Source organism: Corallococcus aberystwythensis, assembly GCF_003612165.1.
In the GTDB taxonomy this organism is placed as follows: Bacteria; Myxococcota; Myxococcia; order Myxococcales; family Myxococcaceae; genus Corallococcus; species Corallococcus aberystwythensis.
In genome coordinates this window covers 1-16,141 of record NZ_RAWK01000123.1, presented here as the reverse complement: position 1 = coordinate 16,141, position 16,141 = coordinate 1, and the positions used below count along the sequence as shown (strand labels likewise).

The following is a 16,141-nucleotide window of genomic DNA, read 5'->3' as shown; positions in this document are numbered from 1 at the left end:
CCCCCCGAGGGATGGGGCGCGACAATGTGGGCAGAGTTTTGACCCGCCCCCGAAAAGCCAGTCTCATGCCCCGGCGTTGAGCCTCAAGCCCACATCCACCGGATGGACGCTGGCCTTCACCGTGCTGCTGGCGGTGGGGTTGTCCCTGGCGCCCCTGCCGGAGAAGTTCCGCCCCCTCCCCAGCCTCCGTCAGGAAGGTTCGCTCGGGCCCAAGCTGGCGGCGCTCGTGCTGCCCCCGTCGCTGCGCGGGGTGAAGGCGCCGCGTCCGCCCGCCGACAGCATGGCGCCGGACGCCCCGCCCTCCGCGCTGGCGGAAGCGGACACCGCCGCCAACGACACGGATCCAAAGGCGGGCCCGCAGGTGACGGAAGCCCCCGCCGTCCCGGGCATCGGCCTGGAGGAGCTGAGCGCCCCCACGCTGGCGACCGCGCTGGAACTGGAAGCGCTGCGCGAGCGCATGGGCGCGAAGCACGTGGACATCGAGTTCAATTGCCGTAAGACGCGCGCGGACGGCGCGTGTGAAGAGGACGGGCTGGCGCCGTTCCTGAAGGCGCTGGGGGATTTGCGCTCGGACGCGCGGCGCACGCCGGTGCGGGTGGTGCACCTGGGCGATTCGCTCATCGCCTCCGACTACGTCACGGACGTGGTGCGCGACCGGCTCCAGGAGCGCTTTGGTTCGGGCGGTCCGGGCTTCCTCTACATCCACCGGCTGGCCAGCGCCGGCCGCGCCACGCGCGCGGGCACCGCGAGCACCGACGGCTGGAAGATGGAGCGGCTGGTGGACACGCACTGGCCCAAGGACCGAGTGGGCTGGACGGGCGTGGCCTTCTCCACGAGCGGCCCCGCGCAGTCCACGCGCTACTCCGTGGAGGGCGCGCGCGAGGCGGAGCTGTTCTTCCTGGCGCAGCCCGCGAACGGCTCCGTGCAGGTGGCGGTGGACGGCAAGAACACCCAGCGCATCCAGACGCGCGCGTTCGGTCCCAAGGCGGAAGCGGCGTTCGCGCGGCTGAAGCTTCCGGAGGGCGCGAAGGCGCTGACGCTCACCGCGAGCGGCAAGACGGAGCTGCACGGCGTGGCGGTGGAGTCCGGCACGCCGGGCGTCGTCTACGACACGGTGGGCCTGCTGGGCGGCATGGCGGAGGTGTACCTGCGCGCGCAGCCCCAGGCGTTCCGCGCGCAGCTCAAGCACCGCAAGCCGTCGCTGGTGGTGTTGATGGTGGGCGGCAACGAGGCGTTCTTCCTCTCGCGCGAGCGCACCACGCTGGACGAGGTCCGCTCGCAGATGAAGGAGCTGGTGTCGCGCGTGCGCACGTCGGTGCCGGACGCGGCGTGCCTCGTGATGTCGCCCATTGACGCGGGCGTGCGCACGATGAGCGGCGAGCTCATCACCCGCCGGCACTCGGCGGAGGTGTCGGAGGTGTTCCGCGAGGAGGCGCGCGCGGGAGGCTGCGCCTTCTACGACACGCTGGCGGCGATGGGCGGCGAGGGCTCCGCGCTCAAGTGGCTGGAGTCCGGCCTGATGCTGGAGGACCTGGTGCACCCGCGCGTGCGCGGCTCCAACCTGCTGGGCCACCTGTTCGACCTGGCGCTGCAGCGGGCCTTCGCGCGCACGCATCCGCCGCGCGTGCCGGGCACGGACACCACGGGCTTGCAGAACGCGACCCCGGCGCTGCGCCGCACGTTCGAGTCGCTGGCCCGCCGCGAGTCCGGCGCGAAGCTGCGCGTGGGCATCGCGCAGCTGGGCGCGTCGCACACGGCGGCGCACTACTTCTCCGACAAGGTCCGCGACGCGCTGACGAAGCGCTTTGGCGACGCGGGCCGGGGCTTCATCGCGGCGGGCAAGCCGTCCTCCCGGCTGGAGGCGGCGCACGTGACGCGCACGCTGGACGGCGAGTGGACGGTCGAGGACGCGAAGAGCACGCCCGGAGGCAGCGCCGGAAGCATCTGGGGTCTCACCGGCATCCGCGCGGTGGGCGCGCCCGGCGCGAGCCTGGGCATCTCCTTCTGTGATGGCTGCGCGGAGGACAAGAACCCCCAGGGCCGGCTGGACCTGTACGCGCTGGACGCGCCGGGGGCCGCGGCGCCGGAAATCACGGTGGACGGTGAGGCGATTGCGCCGGAAGCGCCGCCGCCCGAGCCGCTGACGCAGCCCACGGTGCGGATCCGTTCGTTCCCGGTGACGGGCGTGGCGCACTCGGTCCAGGTGAAGGTGCCGGAGGGTGGCGGCAGCGCGACGGTGCTGGGCGCGTCACTGGAGTACGACACGCCGGGGCTGGTGTACGACGCGCTGGGGTTGCCCGGGGCCACGGCCTTCACGGCGCGGGACATGGATGCGCCAGCGCTGGACGCACAGCTCACCGCGCGCCGGCCGGACCTGCTGGTGTTCTGGTACGGCACCAACGAGGCGGAGCTGCCGGGGCTGGACGCGACCGGGCTGCGCCAGGACTACGCGGCGCTGATCGCGCGCATGCGCAAGGCGACGGGCGCGGAGTGCCTGCTCATCGGGCCCACGGACCGGCTGGCGCAGGACGCGAACGGCCGGTGGGACGAGGCACCCTCACTGGCGAAGGTGCTGAACACGCTGCCGCAGGTGGCGAAGGACGCGGGGTGTGCGTACTGGTCCGCGCGCGCGGCGATGGGCGGCGAGCGCTCCATGCAGCGCTGGCAGCGGCAGCCGGCGCCGCTGGGCCACGCGGACGGCGTGCACCTGACGCAGCAGGGCTACGCGGTGCTGGCGAACGCGTTCGTGAAGGACCTGATGGCGGCGTACGAGTCCACGAAGAAGGGCGGCGAGCCGACGGCCTCCGCCGCGGGAGCGCCCTGAGCCGTGCTGTCCCACAGCCTCCAGTACGTCGTCTTCGTCGTCATGGTGTTCGCGCTCTACTGGGCGGTGCACCGGCACTACTGGCCGCGGATGCTGTTGCTGCTCACGGCCAGCCTGATGGTCTACGTGTCGTTCCTGCAGGTGCCGCTGCTCGCGTTCGTGGGCGGGATGCCGCCCGGCGCGCTGATCGTGAAGCTGGTGCCGCTGTTCATCTTCCTGGCCGGCGTGACGGTGGATCACCTGCTGGTGAAGGGGATGGGGCGCACGGAGCGGCCGGGGCTGCGCAAGCTGCTGGTGGTGCTGTCCATCGTCTCCAACCTGGGGCTGCTGGCGGGCTTCAAGTACCTGGAGCTGTTGCGCCGGACGGTGTCGTCGCTGCTGGGGCCGTGGGGCGTGGAGGTGCGGCCGGAGCCCTTCCACCTGTTGTTGCCGGTGGGCCTGTCGTTCTTCGTGTTCCAGGCCATCAGCTACACGGTGGACGTGTACCGGGGGAAGGCCAGCTCCGAGCACTCGTTCGTGGAGCACCTGCTCTACATGCTGTTCTTCCCGCGCGTGGTGAGCGGGCCCATCGTCCGGGCGTCGGAGTTGATGGCGCACTTCCGCGAGGTGCCCACGCTGTCGTCGGATGACGGGAACAAGGCGTTGTTCCGCATTGCCGTGGGGCTGGTGAAGAAGCTGGTCATCGCGGACGTGCTGGGCAGCGGCATCGTGGATCCGGTGTTCGGCAGTCCGCACGCGTACTCGTCCGCGGAGTGCGCGGTGGCGGCGGTCGCGTACACGCTGGAGCTGTACTACGACTTCTCGGGGTACTCGGACATCGCGATTGGGGTGGCGTCGCTGTTCGGCTTCAAGTTCCCGGAGAACTTCGCGCGGCCGTACCTGGCGAAGAACCTGTTCGAGTTCTGGAACCGCTGGCACATGAGCCTGTCGTCGTGGCTGCGGGACTACCTGTACATCCCGCTGGGCGGCAACCGCCGTTCGAAGCCGCGCGTGTGCTTCAACCTGATGATGGTGATGGTGCTGGGAGGCCTGTGGCACGGGGCGGACTGGCGCTTCGCGGTCTGGGGCGCGGTGCACGGAGTCGCGTTGTGCGGGGTGCGGTGCTGGTGGTGGTTCCGGGGCAAGCAGCAGGAGCCCGGCCCGGTGCGCGTGGGGTTGGGGATGCTGGCCACGTTCACGCTGGTGGTGTTGACGCGCGTGGTGTTCCGGGCGCCGGACATGGCGCACGCGGGTGAGTTCTACGCGCGGATGCTGGCGGGAATCCCGGGCCTCGCGAACGTGGGGCCGCTGATGTGGAGCATGCTGGCCATCGCAATCATCGCGCACGCGGTGCCGATGAAGGTCTACGACCTGGCGGCGCTCACGTTCCTCAAGATGCCCGCGCCCGCGCGAGCGGTGGTGCTGGTGCTGCTGGGCCTGGGCATCCGCCAGCTGTCCACGCTGGAGACCCGGCCGTACGTGTACCTGCAGTTCTGAGTACGCTGGCATCCTCGACGGAGCTTGGTTAGCAACTGGTAAGCCGCATTTACAAGTTGGCCGGGAGAGCATCAGGCACCTTGCCGTTGGCATCCGCATGCGGAGCTGACGCGTACTTGCATTCCCCAATACTCTGCCGCCCGATGGCATCCCTCTGGCAACGACTCGGACTCACCGTGGTCTGCCTGGGCATCGCATGCGCGAGTTCAGGTGCTCGGCGATTCTACGTAGCATCCGAACTCTCCACGCAGGACGGTTTGGAGGGGCTAACCATAGCTCCTGGGCCATGGCCCGAGATTCCCGCTGTCTTGACGCAATCCGCGCTTGTCCCAGATGACTTGGTGATTCCAACGCTCCAGGCCTTGCTGGAGCTTCCAGGGGCGGTTGACTCATGTGACTCGCACACAGGGCGCCCACGTCCGGAGGCATCGGAGTACTGCGTCGCCCTCTATCGAACGCCTTCGGACTGGCGTGTTTCCTGGCCCGCGCGCAACACATTGAAGTCGAGCAGTTCGTGCATGCCTCCCTTTGGAGGTGTCGAGGACGCAGACCTCGGCAGGAACCTTCCGGTCTTTGGCTACGCGCACAATCATCCATGCGCCTCCGGCCTGAGCAATCAGGACCTGCGCACCTGGCCCATGGCGAAGTCGGAAGGTGCATGGGTGATGGTCGCCTATGGCACGACGCCAGATGGACAGCTCGCGCGTGACGAGCAGGGACAGGTGATTCCAGCCTGGGGTTGGCTTGCCACCGGGCATCGTGATGCGCCCCGGTTCTACAGATGGAACCAGAAAGGCGAGGTCTTCCGGTGGGACGGCGATAGGAAACGTTGGGACTTCCAGGCACGCTGCGAGCCCAGTCCCCCCAGCATGCTCAGGCCTGAAGGCGTTCCCCCCAACTGCTCGGCGGCACTCCACCTCTAGAGGCCCATGAGCTATCCCGGTGCAACATGTTGAAGGCTCCGCACGCCATGTTGATTGCATCATTGCTGCTGGAGATGGGGCTTCTTGGGACACCGCTTTGCAACAGGCGGCCGGATCCTGGTCCGGTGGCGTCACAGACGCTGGACGCGCCTCCAGATGCGGGGCTCCCCGGCCCAGCCCCCGACGCGTCCATTCCGTGGCCGAAGCAGGACTTGCCGCCTCTCGCGATCCTGGAGGGCCCCGCGATCCAGGCTGCACATGCAGCTCTGGAAGAGGCATTGAAGCAATTTCCCAAGGAGTCCACAGGCCAATGCGCCTTCTCCGCCAGGGCACTGGAAGTCGTCATTGGCCAGGAAGCGGGCTGGTACTTCGCACGCGTCAATCGCCGTGTGGGCAGATGCTCGGGCTTCGGCCCCGGTGTCACGGGCCTGGAAACGGATTGGTTCGAGCTGTACGCAATCTCTCCAGACGGAGACATCACGCGATACCCCTACCAGCCCTGATTCACACATTCACGGCATGGAGGGGTACCGGGCCAGCACCTTTCCCTCAGGTGAGACGGCGTACAGTTCGAACACGTCGAACCCGAGCACGGTGCCGGCTTCCCATCCGCACTTGTCGGGCCGGGGGTTGATGCGGACGAAGTACATCCCCCGCTCTTCGCCCACGACGACTTCCATCCCCTTCGCGGAGAACGCACAGCTCTTGGCGTACTCCTTGGGGTAACGGGAGAGGACCCGTTTCAACGCGGCGTGCGCGGCCAGAACAGCGGGCCCGTCCAAGGTCGCCAGGGGCTGAAGGTCGTCGGGCCACTGGATGCGTTCAGCGATACCAGGCGGGCGGACGGTTCCTCCGTCCTCGATGGCAATGCCAGTCCGCGAGCCAGCCACTCCTCCGTCCTGGAGGAGCGAGACGACGAGGAGCACATGATGCGGCTTCAGCACTGGATCCTCCACTGCGCCTCGACATGCGCCATCCCGCCGAGTTTACCCGGCCGCTTCAGTTCACCTGAAGGGTGAACAGGGTCACGCGGTCGTCGGTGCTCAGTCCCACCCGGTACCGCCAGGTCGCTGCACCGAATTGCACCAGGTACGTGTAGAGGCGGTCGTCGCCGCGCGTCTCACGCTTCGCCAGCACCAGCGGCCCCGCGGGCCCCAGCTTTTGCAACGTGGCTTGGAAGTACGGCCCTGCCTCCGCCATGAACCGGTCCGGAACGTAGGCGAACATGGACGGCTCCCAGGCTCCCTGCCGCGTCTTCTCCAGCAGCGCCGCGAGCTTCGCCGTGACCTCCGGCTCCGTGTCCGGAATGGGCTTGAGCGGCGGCACCGCGAGCGCCGGATTCACGATGGCCGCGATGCCCTCCACGAACAGCGTCGGGTTCGCCCGGTCCAGGTTCGCCAGCACCACGATGGACAGCCCGTCCCCCAGGAAGCGCGCGTAGGCCGTCCGGAATCCCTGCCACGCGCCCGTGTGCTGGTGCAGCGGCTTGCCGTTGCGATCCAGCACCTCCCACCCAAAACCATACGGCCAGGCGGCACCGCTGTTCAGCTTCACCGGCGACAACACCTCCCGCCAGCTGTCCTGCGTCAGGAGGGCCCGCTTCTCCACCGCCTCCTCCCACGCCAGCATGTCCTTCAACGAGAAGTAGAGCGCACCGTCCCCCGTCGTGTTCAACGACTGCGACACCCAGCCCTGGTTCTTCACCGCGCCACCCACCAACTGATAGCCCGCCGCGCGGTTCGGGATGACGTCCGCCTCGCTGATGCCGCGCGCCGTCTTCATGCCCGCGGGCTTGAAGACCTGGCGCGCCAGCACTTCCTGATACGTCATGCCCGCGACGCGGTTCACCAGGATGCCCAAGAGCACGTAGCCGGAGTTGCTGTAGTTCCACCGCAGCCCGGCTGGGAACTCCAACGGGAGTTTGTAGATGAACTCCGCGAACTGCTGCTCCGTGTAGTCCTTGCGCTCGTCGAGCAGTCCCTCCAGGTCCTTGATGCCGGACGTGTGCGTCAGCAGGTGGCGCACCGTGATGGGCTTCCACGTGGCCGGCGCATCCGGGAAGTACTTCGTCACGCTGTCGGACAGCGACACGCGCCCCGCCTCCACCTGGAGCATCAGCGCCGTCGCGGTGAACATCTTCCCCACCGAACCCGACTGGAAGAGCGTGTCCGTCCCCACCGGGACCCCGTGCTCCAGGTTCGCGAAGCCGTACCCCTTCGCCAGCACCACCCGGCCGTGGCTCACCACCCCCACCGCGAGCCCCGGCACGCCCAGCCGCTTCTGCTCCGCGCGCACGAACGCGTCAATTCGCTCGCGGAGCGCGTCACGGGCTTGAGCGGGAGGGGCCAATAGGAAGACAGCAGCCAACACGAGCGACGTCACCAGGTTGCGCATGAGGAGCATCCCTTCATGAGACCCCGTCCGCGCGAACGATGCACGGCCACGGCCTCCGCTCCCCGCGATATGAACCCCACACCATGCGCCGTGCTTCGCCACCGCCTCCGTTCCGCTTCCGCCGGCGCCTGCTGGCGGTGATGCTGCTCGCGGGCCTCATCCCTCTGGCGTTGCTGGGCGCGCTGGCCCAGGGCGTGTTGGAGCGTGTGCTCTCCATCTCCATCGCCCCCGTGGAGGGCGTGCTCGACGACGTCTCCGGCGAGATGACCCGCCGCGGACTGCCCCCGGATGCGCTCGACGAGGCCCGGTTGAACCTGGCGCAGGCGGAGCTGGCCCGGCGGGCCCTGGTGCGCCGCGTGCCCGTGTTCATCGCTGGAGTGGGCGTAATCGCCGCCATCGTGCTGGCCCTGTCCGCGGTGCTCCTGGGCCGCGTCCTCACCCGCCCCATGGCCACGCTCCTGGAAGGCATGCAGGCCTACTCGCGGGGAGACCTGTCGGTCCGCCTGCCCGTCCCCGAACCCGCGCGCGATGAGCTCCAGTTCCTCCTGGGCCAGTTCAACCGCATGGGCCAGGAGCTGCTGGACCAGCGCGAACACCTCAAGGCCGCCGAGCAGATCGCCGCGTGGCAGGACGTGGCGCGGGCGCTCGCCCACGAGCTGAAGAACCCCCTGACCGCAATGAGGCTGTCGCTCGCGCGTCTGTCTCCCCGGGATGCCGACACTCCGCCAGACCCCACGCGCCTCGCCGAAGCGGTGGCGCTCCTCCAGGAGGAGGTGGACCTGCTCATGCGCATGACCCAGAGCTTCTCCACCTTCGCGCGTCTGCCCGCCCCTCGCTTCCAGGACGTGGCGCTGCGTCCGCTGCTCGCGGAGGTATGCGCCCTGTACGCGGGCAACTCACCCGTGCCCGTGGTGCTGGACCCTGGCGCCGAGGTGTCACTGCGCGCGGACCCTGACGGCCTGCGACGCCTCTTCGGCAACCTGGTGAAGAACGCCACCGAGGCCTCTCCCCCCACGGCCCCACCCGTCCACGTCGCGTTGCACGAAGCGGAGGACGGCCGAGTGCACGTCACCGTGAGCGACGGCGGCAGCGGCGTGCCTGACGTGCTGGAGGGCCCGGTCCTCACCCGGGGGCTGTTCAGCACCAAGCCCGGTGGCAGCGGGCTGGGCCTGCCCATCGCGCAGAAGATCGCCCATGAGCACGGCGGCACCCTGAGACTGGAGCCGGGCGCCCGGGGTGGCACCCGGGCTCAGGTGGTGCTGCCGCGAGTTCCCTCCTCCGACACCTCCCAGGTGGCCGCATGAAGCCCGGAGCCCGCATCCTCCTCGTCGACGACGACCCCGGTGTCCTGAGGGCCGTGCGTGGACTGCTGCAAGACGGCGGCTTCACCACCGTGGAGGCCCGCTCCACGGCGGAGGCCACGCGCCTGCTCGAAGCGGCGGATGCGCCCCCCGCGCTGATGCTGCTGGACCTGCGCATGCCCGGCGAGACAGGACTGGAGCTGCTGGCGCGTCTGCCCAAGCCGCTGCCCGTGCCGGTGGTGGTCCTGTCCGGCGAGGCCTCCCCTTCCGAAGCGGTACAGGCGCTGAAGCTGGGGGCCACGGACTTCGTGGAGAAGCCTCCGTCCCCGGAGAGGCTCCTCACGGCGCTGCACAACGCGCTGGCCCTGGGAGCGCTGCGCGAGGAGCGGGAGCGGTTGCTGGACGCGCTGGCCCAACCGGGGCACCTGGTGGGCGAAAGCCCGGCCATGGAATCCCTGCGCCAGCTCATCGCGCGAGTGGGCCCCAGCGACACGGCGGTGCTGATCACGGGAGAGACAGGCACCGGCAAGGAGCGCGTCGCGCAAGCGCTGCACAAGGCCTCTGGACGCAAGGGCCGGCTGGTGGCGGTCAACTGCGCGGCCATTCCCTCGACGCTGCTGGAGAGCGAGCTGTTCGGCCACGAGCGAGGCGCCTTCTCCGGCGCGGTGGCGCGGCGAGCGGGCCGCTTCGAACAGGCGCAGGGCGGCACGCTGTTCCTGGACGAACTGGGGGACATGCCGCTGGAGCTCCAGGCCAAGCTGCTGCGCGTCCTGGAGACGCGTCAGGTGGAGCGGCTGGGCGGCACGCTGCCGGTGCCGGTGGACGTGCGCATCCTCGCGGCCACGCACCAGGACCTGGGCCGCGCGGTGAAGGAGGGCCGCTTCCGGCAGGACCTCTTCTTCCGGCTCAACGTGCTGCCGCTGCACCTGCCGCCGCTGCGCGAGCGCCCCGAGGACCTGCTGCCCCTCGCGCGAGTCTTCGCCGCGGAGCTCGCGGGTCCCAAGACGCCGCTGGTGCTCGCGCCAGGAGCGGAGGCCGCGCTCCGCGCCTACCCGTGGCCCGGCAACGTGCGCGAGCTGCGCAACGTCATTGAACGGCTGAACCTGCTGCGCGGCGACGGTCCCCTGGAGTTGAGGCCGGACGCGGTGACGGCTCCGGCGGGCGCCGAGCCCACGCCGCGCCGGACGTTGGGAGACAAGAGCTACCGCGAGCACGTGGAGGACTTCGAGCGGGACCTCATCCGCGCCGCGCTCCGCGAAGGCGAAAGCATCGCCGGGGCCGCGCGCCTCCTCCAGGTGGACCGGGGCAACCTCTACCGGCGCATCAAGGCCCTGGGCCTGCCCGTCTCTTCATGAATCGCGTGGAGAGGCCCGGTGATGTCACGGCCACAACCGCCCGATACATCCGGATGTGTCCATGACATCCGCCTGCCCGCTCGTCCCTCGTCGTTCCGGGTACTTGCCGTGAGCCTCCGCCTGGAACGCCGCATGCTCCTGCCGCCCTCCATGAACCGTCTCGCATTGGCGCTCTGCTTCATCTCGCTCGCGGCCCGAGCCCAACCCACACCGGATGCCGGCACCTCCAGCCCGTCCGCCGTTGTCACCCCATCCCGCACTGCGCCGGAAGGCAGCACCTCCCATGCATCGGCTGCCGACAACGCTCCGAGTCCTTCGCGCGAAAGCGACGCCGCCTCGGAGGACTCCGACTACCCAACGTGCCCGGAGGGCTTCAACGAGGACGAGGGCGACACTTCAGACTCCACGGTCCTCGGGGCCTTGCAGGTGGAGGTCGACGGGCGGGGACTCACGCCCACGGGGTTGGAGCTTCGTGGGCTCCAGCGGCTCACGGAGCCGCAGGTCCGCAAGCTCGTGGGCGCACCTCCCGCGGACGCCACACGCCCCCTGACCGCCAACGAGGTGCAGTCCCTGCTGCATCGCCTGGCACGCACCGGCCTCTTCTCCCGCGTGGAGCCCCGCGTTCGTGTCAGCGACCAGGGCCCTGCCCTGCTCGAAGTCACCGTGGAGGAGCACCCCACGCTCACCTCGGTGGAGTTCGCGGGCCTTCAGGATCTCCGGCCCGATGACCTGTGGGACGCGCTGTTCGAGCAGCCCTCCCGCTCCCCCGACGAGGACGAGGAGCAGGAGGAGGTCACCACACTGCGCGTCCACAAGCGCCATGGCACGTTGAGGGTCGTCAGCCCGTGTCCGCCGCCGCGACCGCCGCGGGCCTGGCTGGCGCGGAGGGAGAACGGAGCGTTCCGTCCCGGCATCCTGCTGGGAGGACTGAACGCCGCGCTCCAGCGCGTCCTCGAGACCCTCCGCGAAGATGACGGTTACCTGCTGGCCACGGTGTCCGCCACGCTGTCTCCCGAGGGAAAGCTCGTCGTGACGGTGGACGAGGGCCAGCTGGAATCAGTGGAGGTGCGGGGCGTGGACGACGCGATGGCCAGGCGCGTGCGCGAAGCCCTGGCCCTGGAGCCCGGCGACGTCTTCCTTCGGAGTGATGCCCGCCGTGCCATGGAGCGGCTGGAGTCGCGGCTGCCCTTCCTGCGGGCGGTGGACAGCGATGACCTTCGCGAGGAGCGCACGGACGTGCGCATCGTGGAAGAGCGCGGCACCGACGGCACGCGCCACTACCGCACGAAGGAGGAGGCACGCCGCAAGTCGCGGCGACACGAGCGCGTGGAGTTCGAAGTGGGCTGGGGCCGGCTCTTTGACGAAGACTCCAACGCGGAAACCGACGGCCTCACGCTGGAGGGGAAACGGCTCATCGTGCACATGGAGCCGCGTCCTCCGGACCTGGACGTGGACCTGCTGCCCGTGCACACGCAGGTGACGGGCTTCGCTCCAGGGCTCGCGGCGAGCCTGCGCTTCTTTGACTCCCGGGACCGCGTGCACACGACGCTGGACGGGGCCTTCTTCATCCCCTTGCGGCTGGGCGGTCAGCGCCTGCCGGATGATCCGGAAGGCACGCGCAGTCAGCGCCGCGTCAACCTGCTGGGAGGCGCCAAGGTGCAGCTGCCCGCGCTGGGGCTGGAGGAGCTGGGCGCGCAGGTGCACGACTTCATCGACACGCTGGACCGCTGGCGGCTGGGGGACTTCGACTCGTACTTCTACTCGTTCCTCATCAACCGGCCGGACCGGGACTACTTCCGCCGCCAGGGCTTCACGGCCTTCGCCACCTGGCGCTGGGCGGAGTCATGGCTCGCGGGCGTGGAGGTGCGTGGAGACACGACGGGCTCGCTCCAGTCCTTCACCCCGCCGCTCAGCCTCTTCCGGAACGACGACCCGCCGTTCCCGAATGCGCCGGTGAACGAGGGGCGCTTCCGCTCGGCGGTGGTGCGGCTGGAGTACAGCGGCGCGGCGGAGCGAGGCACGCGCGTGGGCTCCCTCTTCCGCACGCCGGAGACGTCCCTCTTCGAGCGCCACAAGAACTGGAAGCGCGAACCCACGCTGCGCGGCTTCGTGACGATGGAGGTGGGCGAAGGACCGGGAGCGGACGGCGCGGATGCGCGCTTCTGGAAGCTGGTGGGCGACGTCGCCCTGGACTACCCCATGAACTGGCACACGGGCCTGAGCCTGCGCCTGCGGGCGGCGACGGGCCACGACCTGCCGCTCCAGAAGCAGGAGGCGCTGGGCGGCTGGACCGCGCTGCGAGGCTTCGGCTTCAAGGAGTTCCGGGGAGGCGACAGCTCGGTGCTCGCGAGCGCCGAGTACCGCTGGCACGGCCTGGGCATCTTCGCGGACCTGGGCTCGGTACACGCCGCGTCGGCGTGGTCGGACGCGCAGCTGGGCCTGGGCGGCAGCTTCCACTTCGGTGACGCCGTGCGCTTCGAGGCCGCATGGCGCATCGACGACAAGGCCCGGCTCACGCCCGAGGCGCGGCTGCTGTTCAACCGGACCTTCTGAGCCATGGGACGGAACGCAACACAGAGCAGGCGTGGCGCGGCGCTCGTCGTCGCGGCGTGCCTGCTCGCCTCCGCGGCACAGGCAGAGGAGCCGTCCGCCATCTGCACCGCGACGCTCGCCGGAAGGCGCGTGATGGTCCGGCCGGAGGCACGCGCCTTCATCGCCCCGGAGCTGGACCGGTTGGTGCGGCTGGGCCTCGCGGGAAAGCTGGAGGTGGAGCTGACGCTCTGGCGGCACCGCGCCTTCTGGTTCGACGCGCACGTGGACAGCGCGCGAGTGACGCAGGTGCTCGCCTTCACGCGCGAGGGCTACCTGCTGGACGGGCGCGAGCTGACAGGAGGCGTGGGCACGCTGGAGCTGGAGCGCGTGGCCTGGACGCTGGATGCCAGACCCGAAGCGGACGAACACTTCGTCGTGCAGGTGGAGGTGCGGCTCCAGGTCGTGACGGCCGCGAGCCTCGGGCGCATGGCGCGGTGGCTCACGCAGGGAGAGCCCTCGTCCTCCGGCACGCCAGTCCTGGGAAGCCTGCTGCGCTCCGTGGCGGAAGACCTCGCAAGGAAGGCCTCCGCCCGCTGCGCCGTGAGCCGTCAGCCCTGAGCCAGCGTCAGCCCCGCCGGGCCGTCAGCGCCACCAGCGCGATGCGCTCCACCCCCGCGTAGGGCTCCTTCTCCAGCTCCTCGCCGAAGACGTCCGGATCCAGCTCCTCGTAGCGCACCTCCGAGAGCGGCGCGCTCCGCCATACCGGCGTCAACGCCGTGCGCAGCAAGTCCTCACCCTCCACCACCGGCGCGCCCGTGTAGAGCACCAGCGTGCCGCCCGGCTCCAGCCGCTCCACGCCCTCCCGCACGATTCGCACCGACAGCTCCGTGCCGTGCGTGCCGCCACCATCGCGGTACGTGCGCCCGTCCGTGTCCGCCAGGTACGGCGGGTTCGCCATGATCAGGTCGAACCGGCCGGACACGTCCTTCAGCAGGTCCGAGTGCACCGCCTCGACGCCGTGCGCGCTGTTCAGCCTCGCGTTCACCCTCGAGTACTCCAGCGCCAACGGGTTCAGGTCCGCGAGCACCACCTCCGTGCTCCGCGCCGCCACCGACAGGCCTCCGGCCCCGGAGCCGCAGCCCAGGTCCACCACGCGCCGGAACGAGCCCGGCACCCGCTGGAGCAGCGAGCAGAACCGGTAGGTGTCCGGCCCGAAGAACACCGCGTCCTTCTGCGACGTGGGCCACGCGGAATGGACATACAGCCCCGTGCCCAGGGTGGAGAACCGCACCCGGCTCCGGTGCGTCCCGTCCTTGCAGTCCACCAGCGCCCCGGCCTCCTCCAGCAGCGCCACCATCCGGGGCTCCAGCACGCCCGGCCCGAAAGGACGGCTCCACCCGAACACGTCCCGGACCGAGTGGGCCTGCTTCGCTCCCGGCCGCGCGTTCACCCGCCGGTGCGTCTCCGGTGTCACCGTCGTGAAGGCATACCCCGTGGCACGCAGGGCCTCTCCCAGCGCCAACAGCGCGGCTTCCCTCACGTCTGCTGCCCCGAGCCCATTTCCACCGTCCACATCGCGCCTTTCAGAGGGATGCGTCCCCTGACAACCTGGGACCTGCCCTCCAAGGCGACAAGGCACGCCCGCGCCCGCGATGCCCGTCCGCATGGACTCCGTGGCTCAGTGCCCGGCAGGCGAGGAAGCGTCCAGCAGGCCCTGCACCCCCGGCACGTCCGCCACGAACTGCAGGAAGTTGCGCAGGATGCGCCCGGTGGCGCCCCAGATGACGTGCTCGCCGTGCGTGTAGAAGTGCACGTCGTGCTCCATCCCCTCCCACGTGTGCCGCTCCACACGAAGGATGGCGGGGTCCATCAGGCGCACCAGCGGAACCTCCAACACCAGGTCCACCTCCACCGGGTTCGGAACGTACTTCCCGTCCCCGGGGATGACGCCCACGTAGGGACGGATGCGGTACGCGGACGTGGTGGGCGTCTCGTCCAGCAGGCCCAGCACCCGCACGTGCGCGCGCGAGACGCCCAGCTCCTCTTCCGTCTCGCGCAGCGCGGTCTCCAGCGGCGTGACGTCCCGCGCCTCCTGGCCGCCGCCCGGGAACGCGTACTGCCCCGCGTGCGTGCGCAACGTGGCGGGGCGCCGGGTGAAGACCACGTGCGGCACGCCGTCCCGCTCGAACAGGGGCAGCAGCACCGCGGCCTCTCGCAGCGCCCGGCCCTTCCACTCGAACGTCCGCGCCGGCCTCGCCTTCAGCCGCGTCTCCAGCGCATCGAACAGGGCCTGCACGTGCACGACCTCCCCCTTCCTCAGTCCGTGATCTGCTTCTCCACCGGCGGCTTCGTCGGGGCGTCAGGCGTGGACAGGTTCTCCACGCCGGACATCGGCTTGAGGATGTTCGCCTGCAACAGCCCCAGGAGCACCAGCCCCAGCGCGACCCGGTACACCACGAACACCAACGTGGTGCGCCGCTTCAGGAAACTCAACAGCCACGCGATGGCGGCCATGCCCGACAGGAAGGCCACCAGCGTCCCCACCACCAGTGCCACCGTCGACGGGCGCTGCGTGGCCTCCAGCAGGTGCTTCAACTCGAAGATGCCCGCCAGCGTCGTCGCCGGGATGGACAGGAGGAACGAGTAGCGCGCCGCGTCCTCGCGCTTGAGCCCCAGCGACAGGCCGCCCGTGAGCGTCGTGCCGGAGCGCGACGAGCCCGGCACCAGCGCCAGCGCCTGCCACAGGCCAATGAGGATGCCGTCCCTCCACGTCATGTCCGCCACGGTGCGCTGGTGCGACGCGCGCTTCTCCACGACGAACAGCACGATGGCCAGCACGATGAGGCTGAACGCGATGACGTAGAGCGACCGGAACTGCGTCTCAATGAGCTTCTTGAACGCCAGCCCGCAGATGCCGATGGGCAGCGTGCCCACACCCACGAACCACGCGAGCCGCGCCTCCAGCGTGCCGAACGGGTCCCGCTTCACCAGGCCCACGACGAACGCCTTCACCAGCGCGACGATGTCCTTGCGGAAGTAGATGAGCACCGCGGCCACCGTGCCCAGCTGGATGATGGCCGAGTACGCCGCACCCGGATCCGGCCAGCCGAACAGCTCCGGCGCGATGCGCAGGTGCGCGGTGGAGCTGATGGGCAGGAACTCCGTGAGACCCTGGACCAGACCCAGGACGATGGCTTCGAGCAGGCTCATAGGGGACGTGGCCGCCAGGGATATGCCCTGCCCCCCTGCCCCGCAAGCGCGAAGGTTCCCCACACCGGAGCCCGGGTCCGCCACCCGACCGTCGGCCCCGGGAAGCCGGGAGGGGAACCCGGGTAG

General features: G+C 70.0%; 12 protein-coding genes. 7 read left to right on the top strand and 5 right to left on the bottom strand.

Annotated features, from left to right (window positions below; all coding sequences use genetic code 11):
- The first annotated feature begins 76 nt into the window (after positions 1-76).
- From D7W81_RS21020 to D7W81_RS43560, 3 genes are all read left to right on the top strand, one after another.
- On the top strand, positions 77-2,824 hold the full coding sequence (locus D7W81_RS21020; protein ID WP_120557170.1) for a GDSL-type esterase/lipase family protein: 2,748 nt from the start codon (positions 77-79) through the stop codon (positions 2,822-2,824).
- Between the two features lie 3 nt (positions 2,825-2,827).
- Complete coding sequence (locus D7W81_RS21015) at positions 2,828-4,300, top strand: MBOAT family O-acyltransferase (protein ID WP_120557169.1); 1,473 nt, start codon at positions 2,828-2,830, stop codon at positions 4,298-4,300.
- A gap of 949 nt (positions 4,301-5,249) precedes the next feature.
- A complete protein-coding gene (locus D7W81_RS43560; RefSeq protein WP_244227329.1) occupies positions 5,250-5,726 on the top strand; it encodes a hypothetical protein in 477 nt (158 codons plus the stop codon).
- A gap of 9 nt (positions 5,727-5,735) precedes the next feature.
- Here the strand turns inward: D7W81_RS43560 and D7W81_RS21000 are convergent, their stop codons facing one another.
- Both D7W81_RS21000 and D7W81_RS20995 read right to left on the bottom strand, forming a co-directional pair.
- Positions 5,736-6,149 carry a hypothetical protein gene (locus D7W81_RS21000; RefSeq protein WP_244227328.1) on the bottom strand — a complete coding sequence of 138 codons (414 nt, stop codon included), beginning with the start codon at positions 6,147-6,149 and terminating at the stop codon, positions 5,736-5,738.
- Between the two features lie 73 nt (positions 6,150-6,222).
- Entirely contained in the window at positions 6,223-7,617 is a 1,395-nt protein-coding gene (locus D7W81_RS20995) for a serine hydrolase domain-containing protein (RefSeq protein ID WP_120557180.1), read from the bottom strand.
- Between the two features lie 83 nt (positions 7,618-7,700).
- Between D7W81_RS20995 and D7W81_RS20990 the strand changes: the two genes are divergently transcribed.
- From D7W81_RS20990 to D7W81_RS20975, 4 genes are all read left to right on the top strand, one after another.
- Entirely contained in the window at positions 7,701-8,921 is a 1,221-nt protein-coding gene (locus D7W81_RS20990; RefSeq protein WP_120557167.1) for a sensor histidine kinase, read from the top strand.
- Positions 8,918-10,273: a sigma-54-dependent transcriptional regulator gene (locus tag D7W81_RS20985; protein ID WP_120557166.1), complete on the top strand. Its 1,356-nt coding sequence runs from the start codon at positions 8,918-8,920 to the stop codon at positions 10,271-10,273. Before D7W81_RS20990 ends, D7W81_RS20985 begins: the two co-directional genes overlap by 4 nt.
- Before the next feature lie 132 nt (positions 10,274-10,405).
- A complete protein-coding gene (locus tag D7W81_RS20980; RefSeq protein WP_244227327.1) occupies positions 10,406-12,826 on the top strand; it encodes a BamA/TamA family outer membrane protein in 2,421 nt (806 codons plus the stop codon).
- A 3-nt stretch (positions 12,827-12,829) separates the two neighbouring features.
- Positions 12,830-13,423, top strand: coding sequence for a hypothetical protein (locus D7W81_RS20975; RefSeq protein ID WP_120557165.1), 594 nt, complete (start codon positions 12,830-12,832; stop codon positions 13,421-13,423).
- A gap of 7 nt (positions 13,424-13,430) precedes the next feature.
- Here the strand turns inward: D7W81_RS20975 and D7W81_RS20970 are convergent, their stop codons facing one another.
- From D7W81_RS20970 to D7W81_RS20960, 3 genes are all read right to left on the bottom strand, one after another.
- On the bottom strand, positions 13,431-14,345 hold the full coding sequence (locus D7W81_RS20970) for a N5-glutamine methyltransferase family protein (RefSeq protein ID WP_244227326.1): 915 nt from the start codon (positions 14,343-14,345) through the stop codon (positions 13,431-13,433).
- A gap of 138 nt (positions 14,346-14,483) precedes the next feature.
- Complete coding sequence (locus tag D7W81_RS20965; RefSeq protein ID WP_120557163.1) at positions 14,484-15,107, bottom strand: NUDIX hydrolase; 624 nt, start codon at positions 15,105-15,107, stop codon at positions 14,484-14,486.
- A 14-nt stretch (positions 15,108-15,121) separates the two neighbouring features.
- Positions 15,122-16,015, bottom strand: a complete 894-nt coding sequence (locus D7W81_RS20960) for an undecaprenyl-diphosphate phosphatase (RefSeq protein ID WP_120557162.1) — start codon at positions 16,013-16,015, stop codon at positions 15,122-15,124.
- Positions 16,016-16,141 lie beyond the last annotated feature (126 nt).

Bases quoted from the DNA above. Each gene is read 5' to 3' on its own strand.
- D7W81_RS20990 (WP_120557167.1), top strand. From the start codon at position 7,701: ATGCGCCGTGCTTCGCCACCGCCTCCGTTCCGCTTCCGCCGGCGCCTG.
- D7W81_RS20960 (WP_120557162.1), bottom strand. From the start codon at position 16,015: ATGAGCCTGCTCGAAGCCATCGTCCTGGGTCTGGTCCAGGGTCTCACG.
- D7W81_RS20995 (WP_120557180.1), bottom strand. From the start codon at position 7,617: ATGCGCAACCTGGTGACGTCGCTCGTGTTGGCTGCTGTCTTCCTATTG.
- D7W81_RS43560 (WP_244227329.1), top strand. From the start codon at position 5,250: ATGTTGAAGGCTCCGCACGCCATGTTGATTGCATCATTGCTGCTGGAG.
- D7W81_RS20975 (WP_120557165.1), top strand. From the start codon at position 12,830: ATGGGACGGAACGCAACACAGAGCAGGCGTGGCGCGGCGCTCGTCGTC.
- D7W81_RS20985 (WP_120557166.1), top strand. From the start codon at position 8,918: ATGAAGCCCGGAGCCCGCATCCTCCTCGTCGACGACGACCCCGGTGTC.
- D7W81_RS20980 (WP_244227327.1), top strand. From the start codon at position 10,406: ATGCTCCTGCCGCCCTCCATGAACCGTCTCGCATTGGCGCTCTGCTTC.